This window comes from Pseudomonas sp. P2S-1 (genome assembly GCF_057197725.1).
Genome location: NZ_CM170068.1, coordinates 2311053 through 2330785, shown reverse-complemented (window position 1 = coordinate 2330785; position 19733 = coordinate 2311053). Strand labels below are relative to the sequence as shown.

Here is a 19733-nt window from a genome sequence, read left to right as displayed (position 1 = left end):
ACCGACAAATTGACGGGAAAAACTGACAATGAGCCGTGACGGCGAAATCATCGAGATCGGCATCCTGGTCTATCCCGGGGCACAGATGGCGGCGGTGTGCGGGCTGACCGACCTGTTCAGCGTGGCCAATCGCCTGGCTGCCGACCTTGGCCTGGCGCAGCGGGCGCCGCTGCGGGTCTGTCACTGGCAGGAAGACCCGCAGGGTGTATTGGCGGTGACTCAGGACAGTCATGGCCTGGCCAGCTATCAGCCACGGGTGATGATCGTTCCGCCGAGCCTGACCCAGGAGCCGACGGCCGAATTGCTGGAACGCTATCGCCAGCAGTTGTGCACCTGGCATGGCGACGGGGCCATGCTGGTGTCGGTGTGTGTCGGGGTGTTCTTCATCGCCGCCAGCGGTGTGCTGGACGGGCGTTCGGCGACCACCCACTGGAATTTCGCCCAATCCCTGGCCGAACGCTTTCCGCAGGTGCGGGTCGAGGCCAACCTGCCGCTGCTCGAGGACGGCGATGTCATGACCAGCGCCGGCTTGATGGCTTGGACCGAGGTGGGGCTGAAGCTGGTAGAGCGTTTTCTCGGGCAGACCCTGGCGACCGAGACGGCGCGCTTTCTTGCAGTCGAGCCGGTGCAGGTAAAACCGGCGGGCAGCAGTTTCAGTCCGCGCCTGGACCATGGCGATGAAGCGGTGCTCAAGGTGCAGCACTGGTTGCAGAGCACCGGGGCGCGGGAGGTGAGCGTGGCGCTGATGGCTGAATGCGCCGGGCTGGAGGAACGCACCTTCCTGCGACGGTTTCGCAGTGCCACCGGATTGAAGCCGACCGAGTATTGCCAGCAGGTGCGGGTAGGGCGGGCGTGCCGGATGCTGGAGTTCACCCGCCGCAGCATCGACCAGATCGCCTGGGGCGTTGGCTATCAGGACCCGGGTGCGTTTCGCAAGGTATTCCACAAGGTGACCGGGCTGGCGCCGAGTGACTACCGGCGGCAGGTGACCGGGCAAGCATGATGTCGTTCTCTCGGGCCTGCACATAATCCTGTGGGAGCCGGCATTGCCGGCGATGAGGCCATCAGAACACATCAACCCTGAATCAGGAGTACCAGGGCGAATGATGCGGATACCGATCCAGCCGCGCCCCGATCACCATCTCGCTGACCCACGCCGTCAGCAACGCACTGTAGGCTTTCTGGCTGCGGTCACTGGACAACGCATGATCCGCCCCGTCGACGATCCGGTGGGTCAGCGAGTGGGCACAGACGAACGCCGAGCGATAACTCATCAGCGTCGTGTGGGGCACATAGTCATCCGTCTCCGACTCCACCAGCAGCACATCCCCGGCGAATTCCGCGCAAGCGGCCAGGGCCCGGTTGTCGCCGGGGCCGAGGGTCATCAAGCGGTACTGTGACAGGCGCTGGCGGTCCAGCGCCTGTTTGGGCAGGCTCCATTCATCGTCCCAGTACAGTGCCGGGACCCGCAGTGCCAGCCACTTCACTGGCCGCTGACGGGTCAGCAGGGTGGCGAGATAGCCGCCGTAGCTGCTGCCGATCACGGCGATCGAGCTGGTATCCACCGCCGGATGCCCCACCAGCTTGTCGTAGGCGGCCAGCAGGTCGGCGAGGTTCTGCTCGCGGGTCACGCTGCGCCGCTGGCTTTCGGTCTTTTCATGGCCGCGCAGGTCGAAGGTCATGCACACGCAGCCCAACCCGGTGATGTGCTTGGCCCGGGCCAGGTCGCGCTGCTGGCTGCCGCCCCAGCCATGCACGAACAGAATCCCGGGCACCTTGGGACTGGGGCTGAGCAGCGTGCCGGCGATGCTTTCGCCGTCGACCAGAATGTCGAGGCTTTCGCTATGGATGGTCATAGTCGCGGATCCTCGCGTATTTGCAGATTCGTCCGACTTCACGGTCGTCCCCCTGGTAGAAAAGGGTGGCGTCGGCGGGCAGTGCAGCGTCGCCGAACACTTCGTGGGTGGAGGCGCGGACACGTCGCAGCGCCGGGTCCCCGGCGAAGGCGCGCAGGGCCAGGAGTTCGGCGCTGCTGGCGCCGCCGATGCGCCAGGATTGCTCGAGCACGCCACTGCGCAGGTGTCCGGCGGCGGTCATTCCGCGCGCCACGTCATAGTTGCGCCGGGAGGCGAGGAAGCCGGGAAAGCTGGCGATGGCGGCGTCCTCGTAGGTTCGCGCCTGGGTGATGGCCAGGCGCAAGGGATCTTCCAGATCGAGTTGCAGCAATTGATCGTAATCACCGCGCACCAGCACCAGGTCGGAGCCGCCGTAGACCGACTCGCCCTGGTGGTCCCGGGTGCAGTGCTGCACGCCGTAGTAACTGCAGGTGATCCCCGCGACCAGGGCCTGGCCGACACTGAAGGTCTCCACGTCCGTGAGGTTTTCTTCGAGCACCAGGCCCCAGATGGCCAGTTCGTTGCTGTCCAGCTGATCCAATTCACTGTCCAGTTCGGCCGCGCTGCTGATCACCTTCTGCCCGCGCCCGGCGGTGGCCCGCACCGGCTTGAGCCGCAGCGGACCATCGCGCAACAACAACGCGGCGGCGCTCCGGGCATCGGCGATGCTGAACACGGTGTAGCCCTTGAGCAGGGCAGCACTGGCATGCCGGGCGAACGCGTCGGTCCAGCCGTTGGGAAATTGCGCGCCGGCGGGCAGCGGATGGGAGATGGCCTTGGTCGCCATGTAGGGATGGGGTACCAGGCCGCCGAAGAAGTCTTCGACCGAGCGGATGCCCAACTGCTGTTGCAGCCGGGGATCGACCAGGGTCGAGGTCGGCAGGTAATACGGATCGTCGTCGTCCGTGGGTGAAGCGATCACCTCGGTATGGAGCAGGGCGGCGAGGTGCTCGGCCAGCTTGCGATGCACGGCACGTTCATGTTCGGGCGTGCTGTCCCGGGTATCGAGCAACAGCACGCCGTGCTTGCGGTCGGTGCGGCGGGGCATGGGCGGATGCTCCATCAGCAGGGTTATCTGTTCTGAAGCGCTGGAAGGCCGGGAAGTTCACTGGCGGTTTCGCAAAGTAAATATAGGTTATATAAATATGAAAATTGATAATTATTGGTTCTATGTCGTTTTGCGGCACTATCAGGTTCAGGATTCGGAGGGCGTGCTGCTTTCCGGGGCGACAACTGCCAGAGAGCCTTGAACCATGGAAAATCTGCCGCTGTATTTCGACTATGCCGCCACGACGCCTGTCGACGAGCGTGTCATCGAGGTGATGGTCAAGTGCCTGGGTACGGCCGGCACCTTTGGCAACCCGGCCTCCAGTTCCCATCGCTACGGCCAGCAGGCCCGCGAGGCGGTGGAGTTGGCGCGTGCCCAGGTAGCGGCGCTGGTCGGCGCACGGCCCGGGCAAGTGGTGTGGACATCCGGGGCGACCGAGTCGAACAACCTTGCCCTCAAGGGAGTGGCCCAGGGACGCCGCGGTGGTCACATCATCACCAGCCAGATCGAGCACAAGGCCGTGCTGGATACCGCGCGACAGTTGCAGGGCAGCGGTTTCGCGGTCACCTACCTGGCCCCGGATGCCCGCGGGCTGATCACCCCTGAGGCGGTGGCCGAGGTCCTGCGTCCGGATACTTTCCTGGTTTCCCTGATGCTGGTGAACAACGAGCTGGGCACCGTCAACGATGTCCGGCGCATTGGCGAGATCGTGCGCGGGCAGGGTGCATTGCTGCATGTCGATGCCGCCCAGGCGGCTGGCAAACTGGACATCGATCTGGCGCACTGGGCGGTGGACCTGGCCTCGTTTTCCGCGCACAAGGTCTACGGGCCGAAGGGCATTGGCGCGCTGTACGTGGGCGAGCGGGCGCGACCGCTGCTGCAGGCGCAGATTCATGGCGGTGGTCATGAGGGCGGGTTGCGCTCCGGAACCCTGGCGACCCACCAGATCGCGGCCATGGGCGCCGCGTTCGCCCTGGCGGCTGAAGTCCAGCAAGAAGAGCTGGATCGCATCCGATGTTTACGTGAGCGGCTTCTTACAAAATTGCGGGGAGTTTCCGGGCTTGTGGTAAACGGCAGCCTCGAGCAGTCCATTCCACACACCCTCAGCCTGACCTTCAGCGGCGATGCCCCGGACCTTTCCGAACTGGCCCGGACCCTGGCGTTTTCTTCCACGTCAGCGTGCAATTCCGGGAGCTCGGCACCATCCCATGTCCTGTTGGCGCTGGGGCATGATGCCCATCTGGCAGGGCGGACCATCCGCCTCAGCCTGGGGCGTTTCACCCGCGTGTCGGACGTTGATCAGGCGGTCGCCTCCCTCCATGCAGCGCTGCATCCCGCACCCTTCTGGGGTGTTGCCCGGGGCTGAAGCCTGCTCCATTATCAGCGGCCTGAAAGACAAGGCCGTGGTGATGAAAGGAGCAAGCATGAACAGTCAACCGACAACGCAGGAGGCGATCAGGACACGCGTGGCGCAGATGCGCCAGGTGATGCGCAACGAAGGGGTCGATGCACTGCTGGTGCCTTCCGCTGATCCCCATCTTTCCGAATACCTGCCCGGTTACTGGCAGGGGCGCAAGTGGCTTTCCGGATTCCAGGGGTCGGTCGGCACCCTGGTGCTCACCGCCGATTTCGCCGGACTGTGGGCCGATAGCCGGTATTGGGAGCAAGCGACCCAGGAACTGGCAGGCAGCGGGATCGAACTGGTCAAGCTGCAGCCCGGGCGACCGGGGCCGCTGGAATGGCTGGCGGACAATACCCCCGCCAACGGCACCGTGGCGGTGGATGGTGCGGTCATGGCCCTGGCCTCGACGCGGCAACTGCAGGAGCGTCTGCAGGCGCGCAATGTGCGCCTGGCGCTGGACAGGGACCTCCTCACGCAGATCTGGCCGGAGCGTCCGGCACTGCCGAGCAATCCGGTATACGCGCATTTGCCGCCACATGCCTCGCTGGGGCGGCGCGAGAAACTGGCCTCACTGCGCCTGGCACTTGCCGAACGTGGCGCCGATTGGCATTTCCTCGCCACGCTCGATGACATCGCCTGGCTGTTCAATCTTCGTGGCAGCGATGTGTCCTTCAACCCGGTGTTCGTGTCCTTTGCCCTGGTCAGCCAGGAGGCGGCGCTGCTGTTCGTGGCCGAAAGCAAGGTGGATGCGCCACTGCGCCAGGTGCTGGCTGCCGACGGTGTCGAATTGCGTGACTACAACGCGGTTGCCGCCGGGCTCGGTGCAATAGCCGCCGGCAGTGGCGTGCTGCTGGATCCGGCCAAGGTCACCAGTGGCTTGCTGGCCCATTTGCGCGAGGGTGTGCGGTTGGTGGAGGGCATCAATCCCACGACCCTGGCCAAATCGCGCAAGAGTGATGCCGATCTGGCGCATATCCGACGGACCATGGAGCAGGATGGCGCCGCGCTGTGCGAGTTCTTTGCGTGGTTCGAGGCTACCCAGGGATGCGAAGTGGTGAGCGAGGTCGATGTCGACGTGCAACTGACGGCTGCGCGGGCGCGCCGTCCGGACTTCGTCTGCCTGAGCTTCGCCACCATCGCGGCGTTCAATGCCAACGGCGCAATGCCGCACTACCACGCTACGCCTGCGTCGTACTCGAACATCGAAGGCGATGGCCTGCTGCTGATCGACTCCGGCGGGCAGTATCTGGGAGGGACCACGGACATCACTCGCATGGTGCCGATCGGCACACCGAGTCGTGAACAGAAACGGGATTGCACCCGGGTGCTCAAGGGCATGATCGCGCTGTCGCGAGCGAAGTTTCCCCGGGGCATTCCTTCGCCCCTGCTCGATGCCATCGCGCGTGCGCCGCTCTGGTCGGAGCAGGTGGATTACGGACACGGCACCGGCCATGGCGTTGGTTACTTCATGAACGTCCACGAAGGGCCGCAAAGCATCGCCTACCAGGCCGCCGTTACGCCTCACAGCGCGATGCAGGCCGGGATGATTACCTCCATCGAGCCCGGCACCTACAGGCCGGGTCAGTGGGGCGTGCGTATCGAGAACCTGGTGATCAACCGGGATTCGGGCAAGAGTGCGTTCGGTGATTTCCTCGAGTTCGAAACCTTGACGCTATGCCCGATCGACACCCGTTGCCTGCTGGTCGAGCTGCTTGGCAGTGAGGATGCGGCGTGGCTGGATGCCTATCACGCCGAGGTGCGTCGGCGTCTGGAGCCACTGCTGGAGGGCGCGGCCCTGGAATGGCTGGTTGAAAGAACCCGCGCAATCAGCTGACGAAAACGAGAAGGGCAACCCGCCGGTTGCCCTTTCCTATTTGCAGATGACGATCATGCTGCGGCTGGTATAGCCGGCCGGGTTGATACCGAACGGATAGTCGCCCGGCTCTTCGTCGTTGTCGCCGGATTTGGCAATGACTTTATAGCCCTTCGTCCCGCAGGAGGTTTCCGCCTTGCTGTAGCACTTGTTCCAGGAAGAGGAGAGGCCGGAGCAGTTGATGTGCAGCCCCTTCTTGCCGCGCTTGACCTGGTCCTTGGCGGTCGCGGCACAACCGGCGACTGCCAGGATAGCTAGGATGAGCAAAATTCGTTTCATTCCTGTCCTTAACGCTTGCGCGGGTCTGTGCCCGTTTTTAGTGCCCGTTGCATCGTCCTGATGCTTGTTCGTCCTTGCGTTGGGTGGAAAATTCAAAATAAAACACGGGACACAGTTAAACAGGCTGGCTCGACCCGCACAATCATTAAGCACGATTTAAATGAAAGTATTTCTCAATCAGTCTGCTGCTATTGGCGGCGGGCTGTCCTTGCGCAAGGACAAGGTGGCCCCAACCGACGCGGTGATGATCGCGCCGATGGCCAGCCATTGGGCAAGGCTCAGTACCTCGTTGAGGAATATCAGGCCACACATTGCACCGATGGCGGGCTCGATGCTCATCAGTGTGCCGAAGGTGCGTGCCGGCAAGCGGGTCAGCGCGACCATTTCCAGGCTGTAGGGCAGTGCGGTGGAGAGGATCGCCACGCCGAGGGCGACGGGAATCAGGGCCGGGTTGAGCAGTGCGCTGCCGGCCTGGACGATGCCGATCGGCGCCACGAACAGCGCAGCGATGACAACGCCCAGGGCTGCAGTCTGGATACCGTTCTCGGCGCCGGCCTTCTGTCCATAAAGAATGTACAGCGCCCAGCAGACACCGGCACCCAGGGCAAAGCTGGCGCCCTTCAGGTCAAGACTGGCACCGGTTTCGCTGATAGGAATCAACAGCAACAGGCCGACCACCGCCAGGCCGATCCAGAGAAAGTCCACCGCGCGGCGCGAGGCGTAGAGCGCGACGGCCAAGGGGCCGGTGAATTCGAGAGCGACGGCGATACCCAGCGGGACCGTCTGCAGCGACATATAGAAGAGGAAGTTCATCCCGCCGAGGGCGGCGCCATAGATGATCACGCTCTTCAGGGCGCTCGCGCTCAGCTTGGCCCGCCATGGGCGGAGCAACAACAGCATGATCACGCTGGCGAACAGCAAGCGCAGGGTGGTGGTGCCTTCAGGGCCAACCAGGGGAAACAGGCTTTTGGCCAGCGACGCCCCGGACTGGATCGAGGCCATGGCAATAAGCAGCACGCCGACAGGGAACAGCGTGGCGGCGAGGCTGCGGGTCTGGGTGTTCATCGAGGCTGGGCGTTCCTTATATAGAAGGTGCGAAGATTCGTACCGGGTGCCTATGATGCTAAACGCCTGTGTGATTGGGCAATATAGTGCGCAGTTTTCTTTTCTGACCTGTATTTCAAATTAATGCTTGACGCCTCATTTGGTTTCTCTATAATTCGCCCCACTTCCGGCGCAGTCGGAACGGAAAACTCCTTGAGATTCAACGAGTTAGATGTTCTGGAGAGTGTAGGAGGTGTTTCGGTCTTCTCCGAAAGCGGTTGAAAAAGGTGGTTGACAGCAGGTTGTAACGCTGTAGAATTCGCCTCCCGCTAACGAGAGATCGCAGCGAGTCAAGTGGTTGAAGTTCAAAGAGAAATTCTGAAAGACTTCAAAATAAACGCTTGACAGGCCCTGAGGAAAGCGTAGAATGCGCGCCTCGGTTGAAGCGAAAGACTTCAGCCACCGCTCTTTAACAACTGAATCAAGCAATTCGTGTGGGTGCTTGTGATAATGGACTGATAGTCAGAAAGATTATCAGCATCACAAGTGACTATGCGAGAAATCGAAATAGTTCATTTTGAGATTGCTGAGCCAAGTTTAGGGTTTTCTCAAAACCCAAGCAGTATTGAACTGAAGAGTTTGATCATGGCTCAGATTGAACGCTGGCGGCAGGCCTAACACATGCAAGTCGAGCGGATGAGAAGAGCTTGCTCTTCGAGTTAGCGGCGGACGGGTGAGTAATGCCTAGGAATCTGCCTGGTAGTGGGGGACAACGTTTCGAAAGGAACGCTAATACCGCATACGTCCTACGGGAGAAAGCAGGGGACCTTCGGGCCTTGCGCTATCAGATGAGCCTAGGTCGGATTAGCTAGTTGGTGAGGTAATGGCTCACCAAGGCGACGATCCGTAACTGGTCTGAGAGGATGATCAGTCACACTGGAACTGAGACACGGTCCAGACTCCTACGGGAGGCAGCAGTGGGGAATATTGGACAATGGGCGAAAGCCTGATCCAGCCATGCCGCGTGTGTGAAGAAGGTCTTCGGATTGTAAAGCACTTTAAGTTGGGAGGAAGGGCAGTAAGCGAATACCTTGCTGTTTTGACGTTACCGACAGAATAAGCACCGGCTAACTCTGTGCCAGCAGCCGCGGTAATACAGAGGGTGCAAGCGTTAATCGGAATTACTGGGCGTAAAGCGCGCGTAGGTGGTTCGTTAAGTTGAATGTGAAAGCCCCGGGCTCAACCTGGGAACTGCATCCAAAACTGGCGAGCTAGAGTAGGGCAGAGGGTGGTGGAATTTCCTGTGTAGCGGTGAAATGCGTAGATATAGGAAGGAACACCAGTGGCGAAGGCGACCACCTGGGCTCATACTGACACTGAGGTGCGAAAGCGTGGGGAGCAAACAGGATTAGATACCCTGGTAGTCCACGCCGTAAACGATGTCAACTAGCCGTTGGAATCCTTGAGATTTTAGTGGCGCAGCTAACGCATTAAGTTGACCGCCTGGGGAGTACGGCCGCAAGGTTAAAACTCAAATGAATTGACGGGGGCCCGCACAAGCGGTGGAGCATGTGGTTTAATTCGAAGCAACGCGAAGAACCTTACCAGGCCTTGACATGCAGAGAACTTTCCAGAGATGGATTGGTGCCTTCGGGAACTCTGACACAGGTGCTGCATGGCTGTCGTCAGCTCGTGTCGTGAGATGTTGGGTTAAGTCCCGTAACGAGCGCAACCCTTGTCCTTAGTTACCAGCACGTTATGGTGGGCACTCTAAGGAGACTGCCGGTGACAAACCGGAGGAAGGTGGGGATGACGTCAAGTCATCATGGCCCTTACGGCCTGGGCTACACACGTGCTACAATGGTCGGTACAGAGGGTTGCCAAGCCGCGAGGTGGAGCTAATCTCACAAAACCGATCGTAGTCCGGATCGCAGTCTGCAACTCGACTGCGTGAAGTCGGAATCGCTAGTAATCGCGAATCAGAATGTCGCGGTGAATACGTTCCCGGGCCTTGTACACACCGCCCGTCACACCATGGGAGTGGGTTGCACCAGAAGTAGCTAGTCTAACCTTCGGGAGGACGGTTACCACGGTGTGATTCATGACTGGGGTGAAGTCGTAACAAGGTAGCCGTAGGGGAACCTGCGGCTGGATCACCTCCTTAATCGACGACATCAGCCGTATCATGAGCTCCCACACGAATTGCTTGATTCATTGAAGAAGACGGAAAGCAGCTTATTGGGTCTGTAGCTCAGTTGGTTAGAGCGCACCCCTGATAAGGGTGAGGTCGGCAGTTCGAATCTGCCCAGACCCACCAATTAAGTTACACGTTAGCCTCAGTCTGGGGCCATAGCTCAGCTGGGAGAGCGCCTGCCTTGCACGCAGGAGGTCAGCGGTTCGATCCCGCTTGGCTCCACCATAATCTGCTTGATAATCCTGATTAAAGCTTAGAAATGAGCATTCGCGTCGAATGTTGATTTCTAGTCTTTGTTGACTGGTCCGTTCTTTAAAAATTTGGGTATGTGATAGAAATAGACTGAACGACACTTTCACTGGTGTTGATTCAGGCTAAGGTAAAATTTGTGAGTTTTTGTCATGAATTTTCGGCGAATGTCGTCTTCACAGTATAACCAGATTGCTTGGGGTTATATGGTCAAGTGAAGAAGCGCATACGGTGGATGCCTTGGCAGTCAGAGGCGATGAAAGACGTGGTAGCCTGCGATAAGCTTTGGGGAGTCGGCAAACAGACTGTGATCCAGAGATCTCTGAATGGGGGAACCCACTCAGCACAAGCTGAGTATCTTGCACTGAATACATAGGTGCAAGAGGCGAACCAGGGGAACTGAAACATCTAAGTACCCTGAGGAAAAGAAATCAACCGAGATTCCCTTAGTAGTGGCGAGCGAACGGGGACTAGCCCTTAAGTTGATTTGAGATTAGTGGAAGGCTCTGGAAAGTGCCGCCATAGTGGGTGATAGCCCCGTACACGAAAATCTCTTGTCAATGAAATCGAGTAGGACGGAGCACGAGAAACTTTGTCTGAATATGGGGGGACCATCCTCCAAGGCTAAATACTACTGACTGACCGATAGTGAACCAGTACCGTGAGGGAAAGGCGAAAAGAACCCCGGAGAGGGGAGTGAAATAGAACCTGAAACCGTATGCGTACAAGCAGTGGGAGCCTACTTTGTTAGGTGACTGCGTACCTTTTGTATAATGGGTCAGCGACTTATATTCAGTGGCGAGCTTAACCGAATAGGGGAGGCGTAGCGAAAGCGAGTCTTAATAGGGCGTTTAGTCGCTGGGTATAGACCCGAAACCGGGCGATCTATCCATGGGCAGGTTGAAGGTTAGGTAACACTGACTGGAGGACCGAACCGACTACCGTTGAAAAGTTAGCGGATGACCTGTGGATCGGAGTGAAAGGCTAATCAAGCTCGGAGATAGCTGGTTCTCCTCGAAAGCTATTTAGGTAGCGCCTCATGTATCACTCCAGGGGGTAGAGCACTGTTTCGGCTAGGGGGTCATCCCGACTTACCAAACCGATGCAAACTCCGAATACCTGGAAGTGCCGAGCATGGGAGACACACGGCGGGTGCTAACGTCCGTCGTGAAAAGGGAAACAACCCAGACCGTCAGCTAAGGTCCCAAAGTCATGGTTAAGTGGGAAACGATGTGGGAAGGCTTAGACAGCTAGGAGGTTGGCTTAGAAGCAGCCACCCTTTAAAGAAAGCGTAATAGCTCACTAGTCGAGTCGGCCTGCGCGGAAGATGTAACGGGGCTCAAACCATGCACCGAAGCTACGGGTATCACTTAGGTGATGCGGTAGAGGAGCGTTCTGTAAGCCTGTGAAGGTGAGTTGAGAAGCTTGCTGGAGGTATCAGAAGTGCGAATGCTGACATGAGTAACGACAATGGGAGTGAAAAACTCCCACGCCGAAAGACCAAGGTTTCCTGCGCAACGTTAATCGACGCAGGGTTAGTCGGTCCCTAAGGCGAGGCTGAAAAGCGTAGTCGATGGAAAACAGGTTAATATTCCTGTACTTCCGGTTATTGCGATGGAGGGACGGAGAAGGCTAGGCCAGCTTGGCGTTGGTTGTCCAAGTTTAAGGTGGTAGGCTGGGATCTTAGGTAAATCCGGGATCTCAAGGCCGAGAGCTGATGACGAGTTGCCTTTAGGCGACGAAGTGGTTGATGCCATGCTTCCAAGAAAAGCTTCTAAGCTTCAGATAACCGGGAACCGTACCCCAAACCGACACAGGTGGTTGGGTAGAGAATACCAAGGCGCTTGAGAGAACTCGGGTGAAGGAACTAGGCAAAATGGCACCGTAACTTCGGGAGAAGGTGCGCCGGCGAGGGTGAAGGACTTGCTCCGTAAGCCCATGCCGGTCGAAGATACCAGGCCGCTGCGACTGTTTATTAAAAACACAGCACTCTGCAAACACGAAAGTGGACGTATAGGGTGTGACGCCTGCCCGGTGCCGGAAGGTTAATTGATGGGGTTAGCTAACGCGAAGCTCTTGATCGAAGCCCCGGTAAACGGCGGCCGTAACTATAACGGTCCTAAGGTAGCGAAATTCCTTGTCGGGTAAGTTCCGACCTGCACGAATGGCGTAACGATGGCGGCGCTGTCTCCACCCGAGACTCAGTGAAATTGAAATCGCTGTGAAGATGCAGTGTATCCGCGGCTAGACGGAAAGACCCCGTGAACCTTTACTATAGCTTTGCACTGGACTTTGAATTTGCTTGTGTAGGATAGGTGGGAGGCTTTGAAGCGTGGACGCCAGTTCGCGTGGAGCCATCCTTGAAATACCACCCTGGCAACTTTGAGGTTCTAACTCAGGTCCGTTATCCGGATCGAGGACAGTGTATGGTGGGTAGTTTGACTGGGGCGGTCTCCTCCTAAAGAGTAACGGAGGAGTACGAAGGTGCGCTCAGACCGGTCGGAAATCGGTCGTAGAGTATAAAGGCAAAAGCGCGCTTGACTGCGAGACAGACACGTCGAGCAGGTACGAAAGTAGGTCTTAGTGATCCGGTGGTTCTGTATGGAAGGGCCATCGCTCAACGGATAAAAGGTACTCCGGGGATAACAGGCTGATACCGCCCAAGAGTTCATATCGACGGCGGTGTTTGGCACCTCGATGTCGGCTCATCACATCCTGGGGCTGAAGCCGGTCCCAAGGGTATGGCTGTTCGCCATTTAAAGTGGTACGCGAGCTGGGTTTAGAACGTCGTGAGACAGTTCGGTCCCTATCTGCCGTGGACGTTTGAGATTTGAGAGGGGCTGCTCCTAGTACGAGAGGACCGGAGTGGACGAACCTCTGGTGTTCCGGTTGTCACGCCAGTGGCATTGCCGGGTAGCTATGTTCGGAAGAGATAACCGCTGAAAGCATCTAAGCGGGAAACTTGCCTCAAGATGAGATCTCACTGGAACCTTGAGTTCCCTGAAGGGCCGTCGAAGACTACGACGTTGATAGGTTGGGTGTGTAAGCGCTGTGAGGCGTTGAGCTAACCAATACTAATTGCCCGTGAGGCTTGACCATATAACACCCAAGCAATTTGCGCGTAAGCCGAATTGTGGTGGTGAAGACGCAATGAACCGAAAGTTCGTGCAAACCACAAATGTCACATACCCGATTTGCTGAAGCGTCGAAAGACGGTTTGGCACACAGAATTTCTTGACGACCATAGAGCATTGGAACCACCTGATCCCATCCCGAACTCAGCAGTGAAACGATGCATCGCCGATGGTAGTGTGGAGCTTCTCCATGTGAGAGTAGGTCATCGTCAAGATTCAATTCCGAAACCCCTATCTGCGAATGCAGGTAGGGGTTTTGTCTTTTCGGCGTTCAGAAAACCACGACATGAAAAAAGGGCTTGCCTGGTAACCAGAGCAAGCCCTCTTCGTGAAGCGGAGCAACAGATCAGTCGCCGGTGTACTCGCAACCACTGGTGCAGGTCTCATGGATCCGCACCTTGCTCAGCTCTGGCAGCAGTGGCTTGACCTGGTCCCAGATCCATTTGGCGATCACTTCGCTGGTCGGATTCTCCAGGCCAGGGATATCGTTGAGATAGTTGTGATCCAACTGCTCGTACAGCGGCTTGAAGATCGCCTTGATCTCGGAGAAGTCGCGGATCCAGCCAGTGTGCGGATCGAGCGGGCCGGTCAGGTGCAGGGCAACCTTGAACGAGTGCCCGTGCAGGCGACCGCACTTGTGGCCAGCGGGAACGTTCGGCAGGCGGTGCGCCGATTCGAAGGTAAATTCTTTGAAGATTTCCACAATATCCAACTCTGAAAGCCAATGCTGGGGCGCAGTTTACCAGCAAGGTCACTACAAGGGTTGCAGATGGTCGCCGAGGGTGCCGCGCTCGACCAGCTCCAGGAATGCGTCGCCCAGGCGCTGGCTTTCGCTCATCGCCGCATGCCAGTAGCGCTGGCGACTGGCAGCATCGCCCATGAAACGCTTGAAGTCGCTGCGGTCAGGCAATTTGCCGAAGGGCAGGCGAGCCAGGTACTGCGCTGAAGGTGCCAGCAACACCACGTCCTGTAGCCGCCCGGCATCGCCGCGACGCCACGGCAGCGCCTTGTCGAACCAGCCGGGAATGACTTTGTCGGTGAAGTGCGGGTAGAGCACGATGTCCTCGCCGCGGTAGGGCAGGTCGAGGTGATAATCGAGCAGGCCCCCATCGCGGTAGGTGCCAGAGCCTGCTCCCGGAATATCACGAACGCCCTCCATGACCATCGGGATCGATCCCGAAGCCAGCAGGGCATGGCGCAGGTTGCCGGTGGCCAGCGGCAGGCAGCGCGACGGGAAGTCGGTCAGTGCGCCAAGGGGCGGGGCGCTACGGGCATCGTGAAGAATGATGCGTTCGAAATGCCTGGCCAGTCGCGGCCGACCGATCAGGTTGTCGGCGATCACCGAGGACAGCCCCAGCCCCAGGCGCCCGCGATGATCGTCGGCAAGCAGGCCGTGGCTTTTCACCACCATGATGTTCAAGCGATACAGCGGATTGTCGAGAATGCTCGCATCGCGGCCTTCGAGCAGGTCGTCGAGCATGCGCTGGCAACTGCGGCTGACCTCGGCCTGGGTCACGCCCTTGGCGAAGTCCTGCGCGGTATACAGCTCGCCCAGCCGGCGCAGCGCGGCAGCCGGGTCCGGCAGGCAGGCGCTGGCAAACCGCCAGGAACCGATGGAGGCGCCAATCAGCGCTCGCTCCCGTGGTGCCCGTGGCAACCACTCGCCGAACAACGCCAGGTCCAGCCCTTGGATACCCAGGGCCTTCGGACCGCCTGCCGCGCCGGGCAACACGCCTACGTCCGCCGCGTCCAGGCCGTGCTGGCGAATCCGCGCCAGGGCACGCTTGCCGGCCTTCAGGGTCAGCGCAGGATACGGGCTGTGGATCGCGGTCATGGAAAACCCTCGCTGCAGGTGGACGGGCGAGTATAAAGCGTGTCGCGCCGCGCTATCATGTCGCCAGCTGTTTTCAGCTTCAATTAAGTTCGGCTGGGTAGACTTTCCACCGTACCCGATTGATCACGATGGAGAAACATCATGAAAGCTCTTACTGCCCTGTTCGCTACCGCCGCCCTGGCCCTGAGTGCCAACGTTGCTCTCGCCAAGGACGTGCAGCCAGACCAGGTGGTCAAGCTGGTCCAGAGCCAGCAGATCCAGTCCCTCGATGCCCTGAAGCAAAAGGCCCTGGAGCAGCACGCCGGTGCGACCGTCACCGACAGCGAGCTGGAAGAGGAATACGGCCGTTACATCTACAAGGTCGAACTGCGTGACGCGCAGAACGTAGAGTGGGATGTCGACCTGGATGCCAAGACCGGCGAAATCCTCAAGAACGCCAAGGACAGCTGATGGCGCGCCTGGCGCACAGCATCCGCTGGCCCTTGCTTGCACTCCTGGCCGTGTGTTCGCTGGCCCTGGCTCGCGACCTCGACCAGGACGAGGCCCTGACCCTGCGCCGCGACGGGGTCATCTTGCCGCTGGAGCAACTCCTGCAAGCCGCCCTGGGCCGTTACCCCGGGGCGCGCCTGCTGGAAGCGGAGCTTGAAGAGGATGACGATGTCTATGTCTACGAAGTCGAGCTGCTCACCACGGAAGGCGTGGTGCGCGAAATCAAGCTCGACGCCGCCAGCGGCACCCTGCTCAAAGATGAGGAAGATGATTGATGCGTCTGCTACTGGTCGAGGACAACGTCTCGCTCGCCGATGAACTTACGGCCAGCCTGCAACGCCAGGGTTATGCGGTGGACTGGCTGGCCGACGGCCGTGACGCCGTGTACCAGGGCGTGAGCGAGCCTTATGACCTGATCGTGCTGGATCTCGGCCTGCCCGGCATTCCCGGGCTGGAAGTCCTGCAGCAGTGGCGTAGCGGCGGGCTGGTCACCCCGGTGCTGATCCTTACCGCGCGCGGCTCCTGGGCTGACCGCATCGAGGGGCTCAAGGCGGGCGCCGACGATTACCTGAGCAAACCCTTTCACCCCGAAGAGCTGCAACTGCGCATCCAGGCCCTGCTGCGCCGCGCCCGTGGCCTGGCCAACCAGCCGACCCTGGAGGCCGCCGGCCTGCATCTGGACGAAGGCCGCCAGTGCGTCAGCCGCGGTAGCGAGAATGTCCAGCTGACCGCTGCGGAATTCCGCCTGCTGCGCTACTTCATGCTGCACCCGCAACAGATCCTGTCGAAGAGCCATCTCGCCGAGCACCTCTATGACGGCGAGACCGAGCGCGACTCCAATGTTCTCGAGGTTCACGTCAATCACCTGCGACGCAAGCTCGGCCGCAGCGTGATAGAAACCCATCGCGGCCAGGGCTATCGGTTCGGTGGGGCGGTGCAGTGAAGTCGATTCAGTCGCGCCTGAGTCTCGGCCTGGTCGGAACCCTGGTGGTGGTCGGGCTGGCGCTGGCCCAGGTCAGCCTTTGGCTGTTCGAGGTGGGCCTGCACCGCTACCTGGAAAGTGGCCTGCGCAAGGAAAGCGAAAACCTGTTGATGGCCCTGGTCCAAGGGCCCAATGGTATCGAGCTGGACCAGCGACGCATCTCCGCCGCCTACAACCGGCAATTCTCCGGCTACTACTTCCGCATCGATTTCGACAACAAGGCCTGGCGTTCCCGCTCGCTGTGGGACACCGAACTGCCCAGGCCCGAAAGCGCCGGCCTGCATGACGGTCTCGAGCTCGGCCCGGAAGGCCAGCAGTTGCTGGTGCTGCGCGCGGACTACCGGCGCCAGGGCCAGGCGATCTCCATCAGCGTCGCCCAGGACTACACGCCGATGCGCGACGGCTTCCGGCGCATGCAGCAGATCGGCCTGGGACTCGGCCTGCTGGCACTGGTGCTGGTGCTGGTGTTGCAGCGCCTGATCGTCAAGCGCTCGCTGCGCCCCCTGGAACGCTCCCGCGAGCAGATTGCCCAGTTGCAGCAGGGCAAGCGCACGCAACTGGACAGCGAAGTGCCGAGCGAGCTGGAACCCCTGGTCGCGCAGATCAACCACCTGCTGGCCCACACTGAAGATAGCCTGCGCCGTTCGCGCAATGCCTTGGGCAATCTCGGCCATGCGCTCAAGACGCCGCTGGCCGTACTCCTCAGCCTGGCCTCCAGCGAACGTCTGAAGGACTCGCCCGAGCTGGCCGCGCAATTGCGCGAGCAACTGGAGCAGATCCAGCAGCGCCTCAGCCGCGAACTCAATCGCGCCCGCCTGGCCGGCGATGCCTTGCCCGGAGCACATTTCGATTGCGATCTCGAACTCCCAGGCCTGCTCTCGACCCTGGGCATGATCCATGGCGACGGGCTGTTGATCCGCCGCGATGCACCGCCCGGCCTGTCGTTGCCCTGGGACCGTGAAGACCTCCTCGAACTGCTCGGCAACCTGCTGGACAACGCTTGCAAGTGGGCTGACAGCGAAGTCTGCCTGGGTATCCGCCGCACGTCGGACAGCTATCTGCTGTGGGTTGACGATGACGGCCCGGGGATTCCCGAGGACGCGCGCCAAGGCGTGCTCGAGCGCGGCGCGCGGCTGGACGAGCAGGTCGCCGGACATGGCCTGGGCCTGGGCATCGTGCGCGATATCGTCGAGGCCTGGCACGGCCGGATGGACTTGCGGGAAAGCCCGCAGGGCGGCCTGCGGGTGCATATCGAATTACCGAGAAGGGCGGGGCGCTGAAACCCCGCCCGGTCACCGTCACACTTTGAAGTGATCCATCAGGCTCTGCTGCTGGTTGGCCAGGCTGTTCAGCGCCTGGCTGACTTGCGCTGATTCTTCCGCCTGCTGCGACAGCGACTCGGTGACATCGCGAATGGTCGCCACATTGCCGCTGATTTCCTCGGCCACCGCGCTCTGTTCCTCGGCGGCGCTGGCGATCTGCAGGTTCATGTCGGTGATCACCGCCACTGCCTCGCCGATCTGGCGCAGCGCAGTCACTGCCTGGCCGACCTGCTCGACGCTGCCCTGGGCCTGGCGATGGCTGCTGTCCATGGCGCCCACCACCTCGCGGGTGCCGGATTGCAATTGCTCGATCACCTGCCGGGTTTCCTCCACCGACTCCTGGGTGCGCTGGGCCAGGTTGCGCACTTCGTCGGCGACCACCGCGAAACCACGCCCGGCTTCACCGGCGCGGGCTGCCTCGATGGCCGCGTTGAGCGCCAGCAGGTTGGTCTGCTCGGCGATGGAGCGAATCACTTCGAGGACCGAACCGATCTTCTCGCTGTTGTCCGCCAGGCCTTCGACCTGACCCATGGCCGTGCTCATGTTGGCGGCCAGGGTGCCGATGCTGCTGGTGGTCTGGTCGATCACCGCCAGGCCCTGGCGGGTGGCCTGGTCCACATCCCGCGCCGCCTGCGCCGCCTGGGCGGCGTTGCGGGCGACATCATGGGCGGTCGCGCTCATCTCGTGGGAGGCGGTGGCCACCTGGTCGACCTGGCGGTATTGCTGCTCCATGCCGGCGCTGGTCTGGCGGGCGATGGCCGAGGACTTGTCGGCGGTATCCCGTGCCGCATGGACCGAGCTTTTCACCTCGGCGATGGTCGGTTGCAGCTTGTCGAGGAAGCGGTTGAACCAGCCAGCCAGTTCGCCGAGTTCGTCCTGCTTGTCGTAGGCCAGGCGGCTGGTCAGGTCGCCATCGCCGCTGGCGATCTCGCGCAGGCGATGGGCGACGTGGAGGATCGGCCGGGTCACGCCGCGGGCCAGCAGCCAGATCAGCAGCAGGCCGACCACGGCGGCCAGCAGGCCCAGGACCAGCTCGATCATCGCGCCGCTGGTATTGCGCTGGTCCAGCTCCTGCTTGAGCGCTTCGGCCGGGCCGGTCAGGGCGCTTTCCGGCACGTCCAGCAGTACGCCCCACGGCTTGGCACCCGGCGTCGGGGAGAACGAGGCGAGCACTTTCAGGCGACCAGCGTTCTGCAGGCTGTGCAGTGCGCTGCCGTCACCCAGCAGGCGCAGCAGTTCGGCGCCGTTGTCCTTGTCGATGTCGGCATAGCGCTGGGCCAGCTTGCTGGCATCCGGGCTGTAGCCGGCCAGCAGCCCGGCGGGGCTGATGATGCCGATGCGGGTCTGGCCACCGTAGAGTTTCGCGCTGGCCTCCTTGCTCAGGGCCTGCAGGCTGTTCAGGTTGATGTCGATGGACAGGGTGGCGATCACCTTGTCGGCCACGATCAGCGGAAACACGATGCTGGTCATCAGTACCTGCTGGCCGGCGATTTCATAGAAATACGGCTCGGTGATGCAAGTCTTGCGCGTGGTCCGCGGGCACACCGACCAGGTGTTGGCCGGTTCGCCGCTCGGTCCGATGCTGGTGTCGGCCATGTCCTTTTCCGGCAAGGCCATGGAGGTCAGCTGGCCCGGGGTCGGCTGCGACCAGTACAGGGCGAAGCGTCCGGTCTCGTTACTGCCCAGGGCGTCCTGGTTGACGAACAGCTCGTCCTTGCCATCCAGCGCGTTGGGCTCGAACACCAGCGACAAGCCCAGCAGGTCCGGGTTGGCCTGGAGTGCCGCGCGGACCTGGCGGGTCATGTCCTCGCGCAGGTCGAAGGCATCGAGGAAGCGCTTCTCCGCCTGTTCGCGCAGGAACAGCACCTGGCGCGAGAAGCCGGCGCCGTACTGGTAGGCATCCATGAACTGGCGGCGGATGGTCAGTGCCTGGACTTCGCCCTGGGACTCGATGCGGCCCTCGGCCGCTTCGGTGAGCATCTGCATGC

13 protein-coding genes, 2 tRNA genes, 3 rRNA genes and 2 pseudogenes are annotated in these 19733 nt (G+C 60.7%); 12 read left to right on the top strand and 8 right to left on the bottom strand.

From position 1 onward, the window contains the following. The first annotated feature begins 28 nt into the window (after positions 1-28). The gene (locus AC2CQI_RS10280; protein ID WP_484580076.1) at positions 29-1003 is read left to right on the top strand and encodes a GlxA family transcriptional regulator; all 975 of its coding nucleotides are present in this window, start codon (positions 29-31) and stop codon (positions 1001-1003) included. An 82-nt stretch (positions 1004-1085) separates the two neighbouring features. Here AC2CQI_RS10280 and AC2CQI_RS10275 read toward each other — a convergent pair whose 3' ends face one another. Further along, complete coding sequence (locus AC2CQI_RS10275; RefSeq protein WP_075806891.1) at positions 1086-1856, bottom strand: alpha/beta hydrolase family protein; 771 nt, start codon at positions 1854-1856, stop codon at positions 1086-1088. Beyond that, positions 1843-2943 carry a DUF3182 family protein gene (locus AC2CQI_RS10270; RefSeq protein WP_484580075.1) on the bottom strand — a complete coding sequence of 367 codons (1101 nt, stop codon included), beginning with the start codon at positions 2941-2943 and terminating at the stop codon, positions 1843-1845. The genes AC2CQI_RS10275 and AC2CQI_RS10270 overlap by 14 nt, the downstream gene beginning before the upstream one ends. Positions 2944-3148: 205 nt before the next feature. Between AC2CQI_RS10270 and AC2CQI_RS10265 the strand changes: the two genes are divergently transcribed. Continuing rightward, positions 3149-4309, top strand: a complete 1161-nt coding sequence (locus AC2CQI_RS10265; protein ID WP_484580074.1) for a cysteine desulfurase family protein — start codon at positions 3149-3151, stop codon at positions 4307-4309. Between the two features lie 58 nt (positions 4310-4367). Next, the gene (locus tag AC2CQI_RS10260; RefSeq protein ID WP_484580073.1) at positions 4368-6179 is read left to right on the top strand and encodes an aminopeptidase P family protein; all 1812 of its coding nucleotides are present in this window, start codon (positions 4368-4370) and stop codon (positions 6177-6179) included. Between the two features lie 36 nt (positions 6180-6215). Here AC2CQI_RS10260 and AC2CQI_RS10255 read toward each other — a convergent pair whose 3' ends face one another. Together AC2CQI_RS10255 and rhtA are read right to left on the bottom strand one after the other, a co-directional pair. Next, positions 6216-6497: a hypothetical protein gene (locus AC2CQI_RS10255; protein ID WP_075806895.1), complete on the bottom strand. Its 282-nt coding sequence runs from the start codon at positions 6495-6497 to the stop codon at positions 6216-6218. A 177-nt stretch (positions 6498-6674) separates the two neighbouring features. Then, positions 6675-7562 (bottom strand): threonine/homoserine exporter RhtA, encoded by an 888-nt coding sequence (gene rhtA / locus AC2CQI_RS10250; RefSeq protein WP_484580072.1) that lies wholly within the window; start codon positions 7560-7562, stop codon positions 6675-6677. Between the two features lie 606 nt (positions 7563-8168). Here rhtA and AC2CQI_RS10245 point away from each other — a divergent pair. From AC2CQI_RS10245 to rrf, 5 genes are all read left to right on the top strand, one after another. Then, positions 8169-9705, top strand: a 16S ribosomal RNA gene (locus AC2CQI_RS10245). A 76-nt stretch (positions 9706-9781) separates the two neighbouring features. Beyond that, positions 9782-9858: transfer RNA gene (locus AC2CQI_RS10240), tRNA-Ile, on the top strand. A 26-nt stretch (positions 9859-9884) separates the two neighbouring features. After that, positions 9885-9960, top strand: a tRNA-Ala gene (locus AC2CQI_RS10235). Positions 9961-10192: 232 nt separating this feature from the next. Continuing rightward, positions 10193-13083 (top strand): 23S ribosomal RNA (locus tag AC2CQI_RS10230). Positions 13084-13217: 134 nt separating this feature from the next. Further along, positions 13218-13333 (top strand): 5S ribosomal RNA (rrf, locus tag AC2CQI_RS10225). Together the 16S, 23S and 5S rRNA genes with 2 tRNA genes alongside form the textbook arrangement of a ribosomal RNA operon. A 131-nt stretch (positions 13334-13464) precedes the next feature. On the opposite strand, the gene queD is transcribed toward rrf, so the two are convergent. Both queD and AC2CQI_RS10215 read right to left on the bottom strand, forming a co-directional pair. Beyond that, positions 13465-13821: a 6-carboxytetrahydropterin synthase QueD gene (gene queD / locus AC2CQI_RS10220; protein WP_009401082.1), complete on the bottom strand. Its 357-nt coding sequence runs from the start codon at positions 13819-13821 to the stop codon at positions 13465-13467. 51 nt (positions 13822-13872) lie between these two features. After that, positions 13873-14952 (bottom strand): patatin-like phospholipase domain-containing protein, encoded by a 1080-nt coding sequence (locus AC2CQI_RS10215; protein ID WP_075803301.1) that lies wholly within the window; start codon positions 14950-14952, stop codon positions 13873-13875. 141 nt (positions 14953-15093) lie between these two features. Between AC2CQI_RS10215 and AC2CQI_RS10210 the strand changes: the two genes are divergently transcribed. Genes AC2CQI_RS10210 through AC2CQI_RS10195 form a run of 4 tightly spaced genes read left to right on the top strand, consistent with a single transcriptional unit; the run spans position 15094 to position 17703 of the window. Continuing rightward, positions 15094-15402 carry a PepSY domain-containing protein gene (locus AC2CQI_RS10210; protein ID WP_075803300.1) on the top strand — a complete coding sequence of 103 codons (309 nt, stop codon included), beginning with the start codon at positions 15094-15096 and terminating at the stop codon, positions 15400-15402. Then, complete coding sequence (locus tag AC2CQI_RS10205) at positions 15402-15716, top strand: PepSY domain-containing protein (RefSeq protein ID WP_075803299.1); 315 nt, start codon at positions 15402-15404, stop codon at positions 15714-15716. The genes AC2CQI_RS10210 and AC2CQI_RS10205 overlap by 1 nt, the downstream gene beginning before the upstream one ends. After that, positions 15716-16384 carry a response regulator transcription factor gene (locus AC2CQI_RS10200; RefSeq protein WP_484580071.1) on the top strand — a complete coding sequence of 223 codons (669 nt, stop codon included), beginning with the start codon at positions 15716-15718 and terminating at the stop codon, positions 16382-16384. The genes AC2CQI_RS10205 and AC2CQI_RS10200 overlap by 1 nt, the downstream gene beginning before the upstream one ends. Next, entirely contained in the window at positions 16381-17703 is a 1323-nt protein-coding gene (locus AC2CQI_RS10195; RefSeq protein WP_484580070.1) for a sensor histidine kinase, read from the top strand. The genes AC2CQI_RS10200 and AC2CQI_RS10195 overlap by 4 nt, the downstream gene beginning before the upstream one ends. An 18-nt stretch (positions 17704-17721) precedes the next feature. Here AC2CQI_RS10195 and AC2CQI_RS10190 read toward each other — a convergent pair. Together AC2CQI_RS10190 and AC2CQI_RS10185 are read right to left on the bottom strand one after the other, a co-directional pair. Next, a pseudogene (locus AC2CQI_RS10190) lies at positions 17722-18234 on the bottom strand (methyl-accepting chemotaxis protein); the annotation flags it as partial. A 393-nt stretch (positions 18235-18627) separates the two neighbouring features. After that, a pseudogene (locus AC2CQI_RS10185) lies at positions 18628-19548 on the bottom strand (methyl-accepting chemotaxis protein); the annotation flags it as partial. Positions 19549-19733 lie beyond the last annotated feature (185 nt).